This is a genomic window from Martinezella lusitana, from assembly GCF_014207095.1.
Taxonomy (GTDB): Bacteria; Pseudomonadota; Alphaproteobacteria; order Rhizobiales; family Rhizobiaceae; genus Rhizobium; species Rhizobium lusitanum_B.
In genome coordinates, this window is the sequence record NZ_JACHBG010000008.1 from 196,688 (window position 1) to 211,225 (window position 14,538).

At 60.4% G+C, this 14,538-nt stretch carries 16 protein-coding genes and 1 tRNA gene; 7 read left to right on the top strand and 10 right to left on the bottom strand.

Annotation, left to right across the window (positions count from 1 at the left end):
• Nucleotides 1–30 precede the first annotated feature (30 nt).
• The 4 genes from GGD46_RS18830 to GGD46_RS18845 form a co-directional block, all read right to left on the bottom strand.
• Entirely contained in the window at nucleotides 31–780 is a 750-nt protein-coding gene (locus GGD46_RS18830) for an ABC transporter permease (protein ID WP_184706636.1), read from the bottom strand.
• Complete coding sequence (locus GGD46_RS18835) at nucleotides 777–1,724, bottom strand: ABC transporter ATP-binding protein (protein WP_184706638.1); 948 nt, start codon at nucleotides 1,722–1,724, stop codon at nucleotides 777–779. Before GGD46_RS18835 ends, GGD46_RS18830 begins: the two co-directional genes overlap by 4 nt.
• Complete coding sequence (locus GGD46_RS18840; RefSeq protein WP_184706640.1) at nucleotides 1,721–2,887, bottom strand: ABC transporter permease; 1,167 nt, start codon at nucleotides 2,885–2,887, stop codon at nucleotides 1,721–1,723. Before GGD46_RS18840 ends, GGD46_RS18835 begins: the two co-directional genes overlap by 4 nt.
• 123 nt (nucleotides 2,888–3,010) lie before the next feature.
• Nucleotides 3,011–3,919 carry an ABC transporter substrate-binding protein gene (locus tag GGD46_RS18845; protein WP_184706643.1) on the bottom strand — a complete coding sequence of 303 codons (909 nt, stop codon included), beginning with the start codon at nucleotides 3,917–3,919 and terminating at the stop codon, nucleotides 3,011–3,013.
• 171 nt (nucleotides 3,920–4,090) lie between these two features.
• On the opposite strand from GGD46_RS18845, the gene GGD46_RS18850 reads away from it, so the two are divergent.
• The 3 genes from GGD46_RS18850 (at nucleotide 4,091) to GGD46_RS18860 (ending at nucleotide 6,192) form a co-directional block, all read left to right on the top strand.
• The gene (locus GGD46_RS18850) at nucleotides 4,091–4,393 is read left to right on the top strand and encodes a hypothetical protein (RefSeq protein ID WP_184706645.1); all 303 of its coding nucleotides are present in this window, start codon (nucleotides 4,091–4,093) and stop codon (nucleotides 4,391–4,393) included.
• Entirely contained in the window at nucleotides 4,369–5,595 is a 1,227-nt protein-coding gene (locus GGD46_RS18855; RefSeq protein ID WP_184706647.1) for a LysR family transcriptional regulator, read from the top strand. The genes GGD46_RS18850 and GGD46_RS18855 overlap by 25 nt, the downstream gene beginning before the upstream one ends.
• A gap of 216 nt (nucleotides 5,596–5,811) precedes the next feature.
• A complete protein-coding gene (locus GGD46_RS18860) occupies nucleotides 5,812–6,192 on the top strand; it encodes a hypothetical protein (RefSeq protein ID WP_184706649.1) in 381 nt (126 codons plus the stop codon).
• Nucleotides 6,193–6,274: 82 nt separating this feature from the next.
• Here the strand turns inward: GGD46_RS18860 and GGD46_RS18865 are convergent, their stop codons facing one another.
• On the bottom strand, nucleotides 6,275–6,574 hold the full coding sequence (locus GGD46_RS18865; protein WP_184706651.1) for a putative quinol monooxygenase: 300 nt from the start codon (nucleotides 6,572–6,574) through the stop codon (nucleotides 6,275–6,277).
• Here GGD46_RS18865 and GGD46_RS18870 point away from each other — a divergent pair.
• Nucleotides 6,566–6,904, top strand: coding sequence for a hypothetical protein (locus tag GGD46_RS18870; RefSeq protein WP_184706653.1), 339 nt, complete (start codon nucleotides 6,566–6,568; stop codon nucleotides 6,902–6,904). The two genes, GGD46_RS18865 and GGD46_RS18870, sit on opposite strands and share 9 nt — an antisense overlap.
• Before the next feature lie 143 nt (nucleotides 6,905–7,047).
• Here GGD46_RS18870 and GGD46_RS18875 read toward each other — a convergent pair whose 3' ends face one another.
• The 4 genes from GGD46_RS18875 to GGD46_RS18890 all read right to left on the bottom strand — a co-directional run bounded on the left by GGD46_RS18875 (nucleotide 7,048) and on the right by GGD46_RS18890 (nucleotide 9,253).
• Nucleotides 7,048–7,329 (bottom strand): hypothetical protein, encoded by a 282-nt coding sequence (locus GGD46_RS18875; RefSeq protein WP_184706655.1) that lies wholly within the window; start codon nucleotides 7,327–7,329, stop codon nucleotides 7,048–7,050.
• An 86-nt stretch (nucleotides 7,330–7,415) separates the two neighbouring features.
• Nucleotides 7,416–7,739: a GCG_CRPN prefix-to-repeats domain-containing protein gene (locus tag GGD46_RS18880; RefSeq protein ID WP_184706712.1), complete on the bottom strand. Its 324-nt coding sequence runs from the start codon at nucleotides 7,737–7,739 to the stop codon at nucleotides 7,416–7,418.
• A 341-nt stretch (nucleotides 7,740–8,080) separates the two neighbouring features.
• Nucleotides 8,081–8,156 (bottom strand) — tRNA-Thr (locus tag GGD46_RS18885).
• Nucleotides 8,157–8,293: 137 nt separating this feature from the next.
• Entirely contained in the window at nucleotides 8,294–9,253 is a 960-nt protein-coding gene (locus GGD46_RS18890) for an NAD(P)H-dependent flavin oxidoreductase (RefSeq protein WP_184706657.1), read from the bottom strand.
• Between the two features lie 313 nt (nucleotides 9,254–9,566).
• Here GGD46_RS18890 and GGD46_RS18895 point away from each other — a divergent pair, with 313 nt between their 5' ends.
• Nucleotides 9,567–10,817 (top strand): hypothetical protein, encoded by a 1,251-nt coding sequence (locus tag GGD46_RS18895; protein ID WP_184706659.1) that lies wholly within the window; start codon nucleotides 9,567–9,569, stop codon nucleotides 10,815–10,817.
• 68 nt (nucleotides 10,818–10,885) lie between these two features.
• On the opposite strand, the gene ppk2 is transcribed toward GGD46_RS18895, so the two are convergent.
• A complete protein-coding gene (gene ppk2 / locus GGD46_RS18900) occupies nucleotides 10,886–11,767 on the bottom strand; it encodes a polyphosphate kinase 2 (RefSeq protein WP_184706661.1) in 882 nt (293 codons plus the stop codon).
• Between the two features lie 277 nt (nucleotides 11,768–12,044).
• Here ppk2 and phoR point away from each other — a divergent pair, with 277 nt between their 5' ends.
• The gene (gene phoR, locus GGD46_RS18905; protein WP_246806379.1) at nucleotides 12,045–13,265 is read left to right on the top strand and encodes a phosphate regulon sensor histidine kinase PhoR; all 1,221 of its coding nucleotides are present in this window, start codon (nucleotides 12,045–12,047) and stop codon (nucleotides 13,263–13,265) included.
• A gap of 185 nt (nucleotides 13,266–13,450) precedes the next feature.
• Nucleotides 13,451–14,485 carry a substrate-binding domain-containing protein gene (locus GGD46_RS18910; protein WP_184706665.1) on the top strand — a complete coding sequence of 345 codons (1,035 nt, stop codon included), beginning with the start codon at nucleotides 13,451–13,453 and terminating at the stop codon, nucleotides 14,483–14,485.
• Nucleotides 14,486–14,538: the final 53 nt, after the last annotated feature.

Here is a 14,538-nt window from a genome sequence, read left to right on the forward strand (position 1 = left end):
GGGCAGTGCCGCGGGATGACGCCTTCGATCCTAATGGGATTGAAGGCCGATCTTGCTTGTCACGGACCGCTCGATCATCTCCATTGCGTCATAGATCAATACAGCCATCAGGCCAACGATCAGGCCGCCCTGAAGGATGAAGGCGGTATTGTCGTTGACCAGGCCGGCAATGATGACTTCGCCGAGCGACTTGGCGGCCACGGTCGAGCCGATGGTCGCGGTGCCGATATTGATCACGGTGGCGATCTTCAGACCCTCGATAATCAGGGGCAGCGCAAGCGGCAGCTCGACGCGAAACAGGCGCTGCCAGCCATTCATACCCATGCCGTCGGCGGCGTCGAGCACGGAGGCCGGCACCTGCTGCAGTCCGGCAACCGTATTCTCGAAGATCGGCAGCAATGCATAGAGGAAGAGTGCGATCAGGGTCGGTACCGCGCCAAAGCCCGTGGTGGAGATGGCAAGCGCCAGCACGGCGACAGGCGGAAAGGTCTGGCCGGCATTGGCGATTGCCCGCGACAGCGGCAGAAAGTCGGCGCCGATGGGCCGCGTCACGAAGATCCCGCCGAGTACGGCCAGAATGCCGCTTGCGGCGATCGAGGCAAAAATCAGTTCCAGATGGCTGAGCGCCAGGCTCGGCAGGCTATTCTGTGTGTAGATCGGCGACGCCCCGAACTTGGTGAGCGGCGCCAGAACCGGCGTCAACCATTCCGGGCGGAACAGCATGACAAGCAGCAACGCCAGCGCAAAAAGGCGGAAGAGGTTGGCGAAGAGAAGCTTCATGCTTTGCGGCCCAGCTCGATGAGATGCTGGATCGAGATCGAGCCAACGGGCATCTTACGTTCGTCTTCGACCGTCGCTTCGTCGGCGCCCTGCCAGATCAGCTCGGCCAGCGCATCGCGCAGATTGAGCGTCTGCGGCAGGCGGTAGCCGAGACCGGGCCTTGGCGGCTGCATGCTCTCCTTGAGCGGCAGCAGCGACATCAGTTTCAATGCGCGGTCGGAGGTGCCGGTCAGCTGCTGGACGAAGGGATCGGCAGGCTCCGTCAGGATCTTCTCGGGTTCAGAGCATTGCAGCAGCTTGCCGCCGCTCATGACTGCGATCCTGTCACCTAAGTGGAAAGCCTCGTCCATGTCGTGGGTGACGAGGATGACGGTCGTGCCGAACTGCTTCTGGATGGCAAGCAGGTCGTCCTGCGCCTTGCCGCGGATGACGGGGTCGAGCGCGCCGAAGGGTTCGTCCATCAGCAGCACTTCGGGTTCGGCTGCGAGGGCGCGCGCTACGCCGACGCGCTGCTGCTGGCCACCGGAAAGCTGGCTTGGATATTTGCCGGCAAAGGTGCCGGGATCGAGATGGAAGAGGTTGAGGAGTTCTTCGACGCGCCTGTCGATGCGCGACTTCTCCCAGCCGACCAGTTCGGGCACGGTGGCGATGTTCTGCGCGACCGTGCGGTGAGGAAACAATCCGTGCCCTTGGATGGCATAGCCGATGCGGCGACGAAGCTCCGTCGCGGGCACGTCCATGATGTCCTCGCCGCCGACGGAAATATGCCCTTCGGTGATCGGCACCAGCCGGTTGATCATGCGCATCAACGTTGACTTGCCGGAGCCAGAGGTGCCGACGATGACGGTAATTGTACCCTTCTCCATGCTCATGGTCACGTCGTCGACGACGGTTGCGCTGCCATAACGCTTGGTGACGCCCTTGAGTTCGATCATGTTGGTCATGCGCGTTGTCCTCGAATGCTGTCGATGACCGCATCGAGGATGACGGCCGATGAGAAGGCGAGAAAGACCGTCGGCACGGCGCCGAGCAGGACGAGGTCATTGGCCGTCTGGCCGATGCCCTGGAAGATGAAGAGGCCGAAGCCGCCGCCGCCGATCAGCGCCGCCACCGTGACGAGGCCGATTGCCTGCACCAGCACGATGCGGATGCCGGTGAGGATGACCGGAAAGGCAAGCGGCAGGTCGATGCCGGTCAGGATCTGCCGGCGCGTCAGGCCCATGCCGGCGGCGGAATCGCGCACGGAGGGATCGACGCCGGCAAGACCGACGACGGTATTGGCGACGATCGGTAACAGCGAATAGATGACGAGCGCCACCAGCGCCGGCGCGACGCCGATCCCCTTAGTGCCGATCTCTGCGGCCAGGGGCACATTGGTGGCGATATAACCGAGCGGCAGCATGAGGATGCCAAACAATGCCAGGCTTGGAATGGTCTGCACGAGGCTCAGCGCTCGCAATACCACGGCACGGATGCGCGGCTGCCAATAGCAGAAGATACCGAGCGGCAGGGCAAGCACGATGGCGATGGCGACGGAGCCGAGAGACAGGAATACGTGGCCGACCGCTTCATGCCAGAACTTGTCGGCATTATTGGCGTATTCCTTCATGATCGAGAGATTGTCGAGCAGGCCCGAGCGCAGCACCGCGGCAAGCAGGGCGGCGTAGACCGCAAGCGCCGCCACGCGCAGCCAGGGCGTCAATCGCAGCTTCACCAGCGCGTCCGAGATCACCAGCCCTACGACGGCGAGCAAAACCCAGAAAGAACCGCCGGGCGTAATACGCGCCACGGTGCTGCCTGCTGGCGTCGCAGCGGTCGAAACGAAGCCGAGCGTGACAATGAGCATGGCGATCGCAAGCGTCGCGATGCCAAGGCGGACGACCTGGCTTTGCAGGAAAAGAGCAGCCAGGGCTGTCACGGCCAGAAGTGCGAGCAGGGTCAGGGCCATCGGCTGGCCAAGAAGCTGTGTGAGCAATTGCGGCTTACCGGCCGCGATGCGGTTTGCCTTGACGATGATGAATGGCATCCAGGCTACTGCGATCAAGCCGCCTGCCACCAATACCACTCCGAGACGATCCACTCTGCGGACCGCTAGCGCATCTTCCATCAGGCAAGCTCCGTCAACGCATGAGCCCAAAATTCAAGGCGGGTTCGGACAAGATCATGCCCATAGAAAAGTCTCCCGCGGCTCCACTCTATCAAAATGGAGCCGCAAGAGCAGCGGCAAGGCTTACTTCAGGAAGCCCTTGTCCTTGAGGTAGGATTCGGCAACAGCCTTAGCCGGCTCGCCATCGACCTGGATGCGGCCGTTCAGCTTGCGCAGCACGTCGGCGGTCAGGCCCTTGAAGATCGGAGCGAGAACCTCTTCAATCTTCGGATTGGCCTTCAGCACGGCCTCGCGGATGATCGGCGTCGGCGCATAGACCGGCTGCACGCCCTTGTCGTCTTCGAGAACGGTCAGTTCAGCAGCTTCGATTGCGCCGTCGGTGCCGTAGACCATCGCGGTGTTGACGCCGTTGGTCTGGTCGGCAGCAGCCTTGATCGTCGCTGCGGTGTCGCCGCCCGAGAGCACGACTTCCTGCTCCGGCTTCAGCTTGAAGGCGTAGGTGGTCTCGAAAGCGGGCAGGGCGGCCGGCGAATTGACGAATTCGGAGGAGGCCGCAAGCTTGACCGAACCGCCACCGGCGACCCACTTGCCGAAGTCGGACATGGTCTTCAGCTTGGCAGGGCCGGCGACATCGCTGCGCACGCCGAGAGCCCAGGTGTTGTTGGCCGGCGAAGGCGTGAGCCAGACGATCTTGTTGGCGTCATAATCCAGCTTCTTGGCAAGGTCGTAGCCCTGCTGAAGGTTCTTCCAGGCCGCATCGTCTGCCTTGTTGAAGAAGAAGCCGGCATTGCCGGTATATTCGGCATAGATGTCGATCTCGCCTGATGTGATCGCCTTGCGCACGACCGGCGTCGTGCCGAGTGCGATGCGATCCTGTGCTTTGATGCCATTGGCATTGAGTGCGGCGAGGATGATGTTGCCGAGCAGCGTACCTTCGGTATCGATCTTGGAGGAGACGACGACATCAGCGGCGCTGGCGCCGCTAGCGAGGAAGGCCGTCAGCGTGGCGGCAAGTGCAAGCTTCTTGAGCATGATGTTTCCCTTTGTACCCCGTTAAACCTTTGTCTTGCTTATCCGCGTCGCCTCAAGGCCACTGTGCGGACGCGCAAGCTTCGAGTGGGCCGGCGGCCCACTGGCGAATTCGTGGCTGCTTCGAGCACGTAGCGCTCATCGCGGAAAAGTCGATGTCGCTCCGGATTCCCGTTGCAGTCGCGCGATTATGACGAGCGTACTCGACATTCGCGCGAAATTGGATTTCTTTTTTCGGGGGCAAGTGCGTTTGTTTTTGTTCCCCTTACCCGTTTTGGCGCTGTTCCGATCTCATTTTTGCGGCTGGATCAGTTAGGCGACGAAGTGACGATAGCCATCGCCCTTCCGCTTAGGGATATCTTTTTTCAAGAACACATCATATCGTCGGGATATCGCAGGCGCCGCCATGGCTTGGAGGGCGGTGCCGCATTTGGCTTGGAAGGAAAAAGAGCATGTATCTCGGCGCATTGGTCATAGCCGACATGGTGTTCTCCGTCGGCTCGGTCAGGGAGACGGCACGCCGGCTCTCTTTTTCCGCCTCGACGGTCTCGAGCGCACTTCGCCGGCTGGAAACGGAGCTCGCTCTGAAGCTCGTCGAACGCGCATCCGGCGAACTGGCGACGCTGCTTGCCAGCTCGAAAGTACAAAAAGGGCTGCAGCCGGTTCTAGCCGGCATTCGCCAGCTCTCTGTCCTGATGAAAGAGCCGCCGGCGCCGGAGGATTATGCGCAGTGGGCGGCACGCCTGTCGCTGAAGATCGCCACCATAGAGCGCTTCCTCGAAGTCGCCGACCAGGGCAGCATTAATCGCGCCGCCCGCCGCCTGCGGCTCGGACAGCCGCAGCTTTCCCTGCAGATCGCCAATCTGGAGGAGTTGTTTGGCTTCCGCCTGTTCGAACGGCAGGCGCAGGGGTCCGTGCTGACGGAGGCGGGCCAGGAGGTGCACACCATTCTGGCCGGGATCGCGCAGGCATGGGACGAGATGAAGGCGGCTGCGGACGAGCGCTTTCAGCGGACCGCGCGTGCCGTGCGCATCGGCTCCATCATCCCGACCGGTGCCGAAAGCTGGGTTGCCCGCTCGCTGGCAAGCCTCGTGTCGCGATGGAATATCGGCGGCAACCGCAACATGCTGTCGCTGATGCTGATGACCGCAGACGATCTGCGCGAAGCGCTCCGCTCCGGCCGCATCGATGTCGCCATCGTCGATTCCGTCTTCGGCCTTGACGCTTTCGACCATCTGGAACTGGTGGCGACGGACATGGTGGCGATAGCCCCGCCCGACAGCACGGAAGAGACGCTTGTAGCGCTCGTGGAAAATCATCCGCTTTGCGTGCCAAGCCCCCGCACCGGTATCGGCAATGCTGCAACCGCCTTCGGCTACGACAGCCGCGACAGGCGCCGGTTTCGCGGCCGCGACATCACCTCGGCGGATTCGCTGCCTGTCATCGTCGACCTGGTAGCCAATCACGGCTACGTCTCGTTTCTTGGCCGTGTCAGCGCCTTGCCGATTGCCGATAAGGTGAGGATCGTCGATCCGGAGGAAGTCCTGCCCTTGTCCTATCATCTCGCTCATAATGGCCGCAAAGCCTCGGTCGAGGCCTGCCGATTGATTCAGCAGGCGGTTGGCGAATTGGTGGGCGATATGGGCACGACGCGAAAATGCCCGCCGTCCCGCAGTTGACGGAATTATCGCGCCATATTCGCGCTAAGGCGGGTTAGGTTCGTCCGGGCGTACACAGCCGGGGGCTCGTTCGGCACCCGAGGAGGCCGTGCCGCGAAACCGCTTGCAATGCAGTGGTTATCGGAACTTTTGAGGGTGTAATCGCGTTTATCTTGTGGTCCGGGCGACACGAATGATCCGAGTCGCGTCTGCGTCCGGCATTCAAGGAGGCTGGATATGAAAATTCTGGCAACAGCGCTCATAGCGCTAGGCATGCTCGCGCTGCCTGCAACCCATGCCGAAGCGCGTCGTCACTACCATCATTGGCATCATCACCACCATCACCACATGATGGTCTACCGGCACTACTATTATCATCGCTACTACTATCGTCCCTATTACCGCCCTTCTCCCTATTACTACCGGCCCTATTATGGCTACGACGAGCCCTATTATGGCGGCTACCAGCCATTCTACTCGTTCGGTTTCTTTGGCGGATTTGGTGGACACCACCATCATCATGGCTGGGACGGCGATCACGGATACTATCATGGCGGGTGGCGCGGTGGCCACGGATACTGGCGGTATCCGAACGAGCCGCATTTGTCGCACAACTGACGACCACGCCGATAGCAAAACGGCGCCCCTCGGCGCCGTTCTCTGAGGCCGTTACCGCCCGGACAGCCGGGCAGTAACAGGCTTATGCCGGGTTCAGCACATGAACCGCGCGCTCGGTCATCAGGTGCTTCACCTTCTCGCCATAGGCTGCCATGTGTGCAGAGGCAGCATGCGCCTTGAGCGCATCCATGCTTGCCCACTTCTCGACCACGACGAATGTGTCAGGCCCAAATGCCGGATCGGCTCCTTCGACATCCACGACAGCAGTATATTCGATGCAGCCATCTTCGGCGTGAACGGCCGGAACATTGGCCAGAAAAGCTTCGAGCACTTCGGCACGCTTGCCGGGCAGCGCGGTCAGAATGGCGAGAACGTGGATCATGACGATATCCTTGGAACCATAAGTAATTCGGATGAAATAGCTGTCGCCGCCGAATCCGCGGCGACGGGTGTCAATCATTATCACGGAATGGCGATATCGAAACGGCCATCACAGGTGGTGCCATTGATGAGCAGGCAAGCCCTTGAAGCGCGGCGAAGGCATATCGGCGCGGCTTTTGGCGATTTTACCGGCAAGATCCTCGAAGAGAATGCGCCGCGCGAGCTATACCTGATCGATGCTTGGGATACGCCCCGTTCTCAAGACGGCATGCAGCAGATAAAGACGAAGTACCGAGGCGCACTGGAAAATGATCGGCTGCGGATCGTGTAGGGCTATTTATCCGCCCGGTCAGCGGAATTTCTCAACGGCTTCTTTGACTGGGTCTATATCGATACCAACCATGGTTTCGAGACGACCTGGGAAGAGTTGGTGATCAGCAACAGCAAGGTGAGGCCGCAAGGGCGAATTGCCGGTCATGACTTTCGCAGCGGCAATGCGGTGGATGCCGTCCCCATGGTGTAGTCGAAGCCTGCACGAAATTCTGCAAGGCCTTCCATTGGCAATTCGAATACCTCGCCCTGGAATCCCACGCGCATTTCTCGCTTTCCCTGAAGCGGCTGTAAGCGCGCCTCATCCGGAAATGCTGCGGGGACGTCTATTATCGGGCGGCTAGCCAAGCGGCCTGAAACACAGTCGAGTTCGTTGTCGATCCAACACCATTTCGTGGCAAAGGGCGTGTAGGGCAGCTTGGCCATTTCCTTGGGCTCCGGTCACAAGACCGTTTCTCGGCGACACTGATAGGAACCAATGCCGAGAAACAGGTCGTTGCCGAAAGCTTCAGTCAGTCGTCGTCGCCCTCATCGTCGTCGTTTTCATGATGATGATGATGGCGCCAGCCGGGTGGGGGGCCACGGTCGCGCCAGCCGGGAGGTCCGTACCAGCCATAGTAGCCGCGGCGATAGCCATACCCGGGCGACGGCTGCCAATAGTTCCGGCGACAATTGCCCCATCGCGTCAGGTGCCAGCCGGGACCGCAGGCATAGTCGACGAGGACAGGCTTCTGCTCGGTTGCTGCCATACCGGCTTCAAGCGCCGGCATTGCATTCGCTGTTCCGCCGAGAAAGCAACCAGCGAGCAGCGTCGATGTGATCAAGATCCTATTCATTTCGCTCTCCATCCAGCCCCTCTGATCGCATTAGATTCCGTGCCGCCTGAACGCCGGCTGAACCAAAAATGATCATTTCAAGGCGGTCGCCTCATGGGGCGAAAAGGCCAACATCAACCCGACCAATTCTCTTGTCTTATTCGAAGTCGGCTCGCGATTGTCGAAAGAGCCATCGTCGGGGCAGGAGTTTTAACCGCTGGTATGGCGGATCTGGAGATCCGAGAGCGAACTTTAGAAGGTGACGGGGATCATTTTTCGGCCTGCACCGAATTAACGAAGGCGGACAGGAACCATTGGGGGAGGCAAACCTGTTTTCTTTTCAGTTGCCTGACGGAGAAAAGTGGTGCCGCTTACGTGACTCGAACACGTGACCCCATCATTACGAATGATGTGCTCTACCGACTGAGCTAAAGCGGCATTCCGGAGGCATTCGGTTCGGCCTCGCGATTTGCATGGCGCTGATACAGTCTATGCGACCAGATTTCAAGCGTCCAAATTGCCATTTGACAAAAAAGCGAACGGGCTTGTGAAAAACAAGTCTGCCTTCTGTATGCTCAAAGGGCGAGTCGAGCCCGCGCCTGATGGTATTCCGCCTCCAGCCTGTCGACAAGCTTGGCGACGGGCTGGACGGCCTTCACGGCGCCGATGCCCTGGCCGGAGCCCCAGATGTCCTTCCAGGCCTTCACACCGGTCGTGGCTGCCTCGAAGTCCATCTTGGACGGGTCGGCTTCGGGCAGATTGTCGGGGTCCAAACCGGCGGCGAGGATGGAAGACTTCAGATAGTTGCCGTGTACGCCGGTGAAATAGTTGGAATAGACGATATCGCTCGCATTTCCCTCGACGATCGCCTGCTTGTAGCCATCGATGGCACGGGCCTCCTCCGTCGCGATGAAGGGCGAGCCGATATAGGCCAGGTCGGCGCCAGCGGCCTGGGCTGCCAGCACGGCGCCGCCTGTCGCAATGGCACCGGCAAGCAGCAGCGGCCCGTCGAACCATTCGCGGATTTCCTGCACGAGCGCGAAGGGCGAGAGACGGCCGGCATGACCGCCCGCACCGGCGGCGACCGCGATCAACCCGTCCGCGCCCTTGCGGATAGCCGAATTGGCATGGCGGTTGTTGATGATGTCATGCAGCACGATGCCGCCATAGGAATGCACGGCCGCATTCACCTCCGGCACTGCACCGAGCGAGGAAATGACGATCGGCACCTTGTATTTCACGCAGAGCATCAGATCGTGTTCCAGGCGCTTGTTTGACGCATGGACGATCTGATTGACCGCAAATGGAGCCGCCGGACGATCCGGATTTGCGGCATTGTAGGCGGCGAGATCCTCGGTGATCATGGCCAGCCATTCGTCGAGCTGGCTTTCCGGGCGCGCGTTCAATGCCGGGAAGGAGCCGACCACGCCGGCCTTGCATTGAGCCAGCGTCAGTGCCGGATGGGAAATGATGAAAAGCGGCGAGGCCACCACCGGGAGCCGCAGACGTTCGGTCAGGATCGAGGGGAGGGCCATGAACATCATCCCTTTTTTGACGTTTACGAAAACGTCAAAGGCATAGCAGATGTCCTGCGGGGTGGGAAGTGGCGCGGCACGGAATGCCCGCGGCCTGCAATCCAGGCGCCACGGCCCGCCGGATCGTCCAACCGGCCATCGCAAAACTGTCGCCTTTGGCATTTATCCCCGCCCGAGTGCTCGCCGCACTTGTCGAAGGCTTGCGTATTGACAAGCGTGGCGTTACCGAATCCGGTTAACGAATGCTGAAGACCATGGCCGCCTTGCCAGCAGAGTATGCGCGTATGTTGCGAGTGAGAGTAAAGGACCTGATGTGAGCGGATTAGAAACGGCTATCAGAAGCGCGTTGGATCGGTCCGATCGCGCCAATCCGGAAATCCGGGCTCGCATCTATCAGTCGGCACGACAGGCATTGGAGGCCGGTCTCCGTAAACAGGACATTACCGACGTCAACGTCGTCGCGGCCCAGCGCCAGCGGCTGGAGGCGACCATACGCGAGATTGAGACCGAGGAACGCCTCCGCCCCGCGCAAGCGACGCCCCCTTCGCCGGAGCTTGGTGCCCCACATGTTTCCCCCGCTGCTCCGCGCGCCGCGCCCAGGCAGGCAGCACAGCGATCCGAACCGGTCATGAGCGTGCGCGGCGAAACTCGAGACAACGATCCGCCTTTCTCGCGCAATGCCGGCCCGGCAGCGGCCCCCTCGGTCGAGCCTGCCGATCCGCAGGCCGATTTCGGCGATATGCGTGCGGGGCCTGCCGATCATCTCGGCGCCGACAGCGACGTGCGGCCAGCCGCCGCCGCACCGGCATCGGCACGGACGATGAATTTCAAGCCGGAGCGCGCCGCGGTTCGCCGCAAGCCGCGCAAGTTCTTCTCGCGCTTGCTGGTGTTTTGTATCCTGCTGACCTTTCTCGGTGTCGGTGCGTGGTGGATCAAGACCTCTGGCGTCTTCATGTCGGCAGCGCAGAGAGATACCAGCGTCCGCAATCCGCCGGCGCATGTGGACTCGCAGGATTTCAGCGGCAACAACAGCGAAGATGACACAGCCGACGAGGACGACAACAGCGGCCCTGCTAATCCTGGGCTGGCGGTCATCGACCCCCAAAACCGTTTCTCAGAAGAGTGGATCGAAGTTCTGAAGCCGACGGACGCGGCGAAGGTGAAGGCCGGAGCGCAGGCGAAGGCCGAGAATGTTTCGGAGAATGAGGGGCCGGCGGTGCGAATTACCTCCCTCAGCAGCGGGCCGGATGGCAGTGCCTCCGTGGAAATACCGACCAATGTGCTGCAGCAGGTGGTCGGCAAATCTTCGACGATCGCGTTGACCTTGCAGTCGACATCGGACGCGCCGACACAGATCACGGTGGAGTGCGATTTCGGCACGCTCGGTCGTTGCGGTCGCCATCGCTTCACCGCCAGCCGCCAGAAAACGGACGCGTTGTTCCAGCTTCGCTTCGATGGTGCGAAAGCGCCGACGGCTTCCGGTCGACTGATCATCAACAGCGATGTCGATGGCAAGGCGCGCGGCATCAACGTCTACGCTATCCGTGTCTTGCCCGGGCAATAAGTCCGGGTCGCGCGCGTTGCTTTCTGACGCAAGTGCGGCCGGAGAACGGCCGCGCGTATTCCCTGCGCCTATTTGAAGCCGGCCGAGCCCAGGCTTAGGATCTTGTCGTCGATTTCGCCGATGGCCTTCTCGTCCTTGCCGTCGTAGTCGAGCGTCAGCAGGATGTGACGGATAAGGTTCAGGCGCGCGCGCCGCTTGTCGTTGGCGCGCATGACGGTCCATGGCGCATAGTCCGTATGCGTATCCTTCAGCATGCGGTCCCGCTTTTCGCTATAGTCCTTCCATCTGGGAAGGGCGGCGATATCCATCGAGGAGAGCTTCCAGACGGCGCGGGGATCGTGGCATCGGTCATGGAAGCGCTTCAGCTGCATTTCCCGGCCGATATCGAGATAGAATTTGAAGAAGTAGATGCCGTCCTGGACGATCAGCTTTTCCATCTGTGGCGCCTGCTTCAGGAACTGCTCGTATTGTTTCGGCGTGCAGAAGCCCATGATCGGCTCCACACCAGCGCGGTTGTACCAGGAACGGTCGAACAGCACGAATTCGCCTGATGTCGGAAATTGCGCGACATAGCGCTGGAAATACCATTGCCCGGCCTCCCGGTCCGTCGGCTTGGTCAGTGCCACGACACGCGCCAGGCGAGGGTTCATATGTGCCGACGTCGCCGCGATCGAACCTCCCTTGCCGGCGGCGTCACGCCCTTCGAACAGAGCCATTACCCGCTTGCCCGTCGCCTGCAGCCAGAACTGCACCTTGATGAGCTCGATCTGCAGCGCCTTCAGCTCGTCGAGATATTCTTCTTCCTTGAGCTTCTTCTTGTAGGGATAATTGCCTGAGGTCAGCGCCTCGTCGTCGATCCAGCTCGGCAGCACGGGATCGTCGACGTCGAATAGCCGCTTGGTCCCGCGGATATCCAGCTCTACAGCGCGGCTTTTGACTTCCTCTCCCATATGTCCCGGCTCCTCGGTCGTTTACGCTTTGCTAATCCTGCCGCGGCAAGGCGGCAAAAAGCTCCTCGGGCAAATTGGCGCTTTTATTCAATAGTTTCAACCCCTTTGGCCTTGCGCCCTTTTGCCGGCTACATTTATTGTTGTCAGTTTCCGCCTTCTGTGGATACAGCCGAATACTTCTGTCATGAATCATGGATAAGACGCGTGATCCAGAATTCCATGGTGGCAGGTGAAGGGACGGGCGCAGTTGGAAGACGAATGGTCAATTGTCAGGAGGTTGGCGGTGCGGCTGCGGCAGGAGAGCGCCATCCTGATTCTTGCGACGCTAATTGCGGTGCTTGCGCTTGTTGAAGGTATCCATACCGGCGTCGTGTTCTGGATCTGGGCCATTGCGGTCATCGTCGCGTTGATCCGGCCACCGCTGGTGGAGCGGGTCGCCGTGCCCGCGCCGACCACGCCGGCGCCTGTCGATCCGGAAGCTCTGCTGCATACCGCTTTCGCGGGCCTTTCTGCGCTCGACGCGCCGGTCCTGATCATCGATCGCGAGGCATCGGTGCTGGTCCAGAATGCCGCAGTTGAAAAGGCCTTCGGCGCCTTCCCGATCGGAGCGCATATTTCGTCGAAGCTGCGCTCTCCCGGTCTGCTCGATATGGTCCGCGAGACAATCGCGACCAACACTCCGAACCAGATCGAACACTCCGAGCGGCTGCCTTCCGAGCGCGTCTATATCGTGCGCATCGCGCCGATCGATCTGCCTCAAGCCGAGGCCGGCACCTTTTTCCTGCTGTCGTTCAGGGATATTTCCGAGCTGCGCCATATCGATCGCATGCGCTCCGACTTCGTCGCCAATGCCAGCCACGAGCTACGCACGCCGCTGGCGTCGCTGAGAGGTTTCATCGAAACCATTCAGGGCCCAGCCAAGTCGGATCCGAAGGCGCAGCAGCGTTTTCTCGCCATCATGTTCGATCAGGCGACCCGCATGAGCCGGCTGGTCGACGATCTCCTGTCGCTCTCTCGGCTGGAGCTGAAGTCGCATATTGCGCCGGATCAGAAGGTCGATCTGGTGCCGCTGCTCGGCCATGTGCGGGACTCGCTGCTGCCGCTTGCAGGCGATCTCGACGTGACGATCAACCTGCAAGTCCCGGCCGGCAAGGTAGAGGTGCTGGGTGATCGCGACGAGCTGGTGCAGGTTTTCGAAAATCTGATCGAGAATGCCTGCAAGTATGGCCAGGAAGGCAAGTCCGTCGAGGTTTCGCTGATGAACGAGCCTGGACAGGCGGTCGCGGTGGTCATTTCCGACAAGGGGCCGGGCATACCGGCCGAGCACGTGCCCCGCCTGACCGAGCGCTTTTATCGCGTCAACGTTGAGGACAGCCGCTCGAAGAAAGGCACCGGTCTCGGGCTCGCCATCGTCAAGCATATTCTCACCCGGCACCGTGCAAGGTTGATCGTCAAGTCGGAAGTTGGAAAGGGAACGGACTTTACCGTCCGCTTCTGAAGTTGCTAGAGACAGGCGATTTTGGGTGAGAATTAGCCTATAAGTTTCAAAAGGATAGACTGTCATAATTGTTTCACTCGCCTGACATAAAAGGGCGGTGCTTTGGCCGGTAAGAAAGAAGCGCTGAAACTGGTGGGTGTACCGCCCACCGTCGTGCTCTTTTAGCCCGTCAGGGAGGATTCATTATGAACGCGTTGAAATTGTCTATTCTCGCGCTGGTCGCATCCGCCGCTTTTGCCGGCGCTGCCGTGGCCCGCGACCAGATTCAGATTTCCGGTTCCTCTACCGTATTCCCCTATGCCAAGATCGTTGCCGAAAACTTCGGCGAAACTCATACCAACTTCAAGACGCCGATCGTCGAATCCGGCGGCTCTGGCGCCGGCCTCAAGGAATTCTGCAAGGGCGTCGGCACCGACTCCATCGATATCGCCAATGCATCGCGTCCGATCAAGGATAGCGAGATCGGCGCCTGCAAGGCAGCTGGTGTCGCCGATATCCAGCAGGTCAAGATCGGCTACGACGGCATCGTCTTTGCGTTCGACAAGAGCAATCCGGACATCAAGTTCGTGCCCGCTGATCTCTACAAGGCGCTTGCAGCCGAAGTCGTCGTCGATGGCAAGCTGGTTGCCAACCCCTACAGGAAATGGTCCGAGATCAATAAGTCTCTGCCGGATTTCGAGATCGCTGCTTATATTCCGGGCGAAAAGCACGGCACGCGCGAGGTTTTCGAGGAGCGGGTTCTCTCCGCTGGATGCAAGGCCTCGGGTGCGCTCGACGTCATCAAGGCCGCGATCAAGGATGCCGATCAGCAGGCGAAGAAGTGCATTGCCGTGCGCAAGGATGGTCTGGCTGTCGACATCGACGGTGATTATCCCGAGACGCTGGCGCGCATCAACGCCAACAAGCACGGCGTCGGCGTTTTCGGCCTGTATTTCTATCAGAACAATGCGGACAAGCTGAAAGTCGCGACCGTCAGCGACGTCGTGCCATCGGGTCAGACGATCGCCGACGGCACCTATCCGGTCTCGCGTCCCTTGTTCTTCTACGTCAAGAAGGCGCATCTGGGCGTTATCCCGGGCCTCAAGGAATATGTCGATTTCTTCACCAGCGATCAGATGATCGGGCCGGATAGCCCGCTGGCCGAATACGGCCTCGTGCCCGCGCCGGATGCTGAGCGCGACCAGATCCGCAAGGATTTTGCGGACGGAAAGATCATGTAAGTGCGTAAGGACTGCACGTCGGCGCGAAATTCCATCGCGCCGACGCTGGCCGG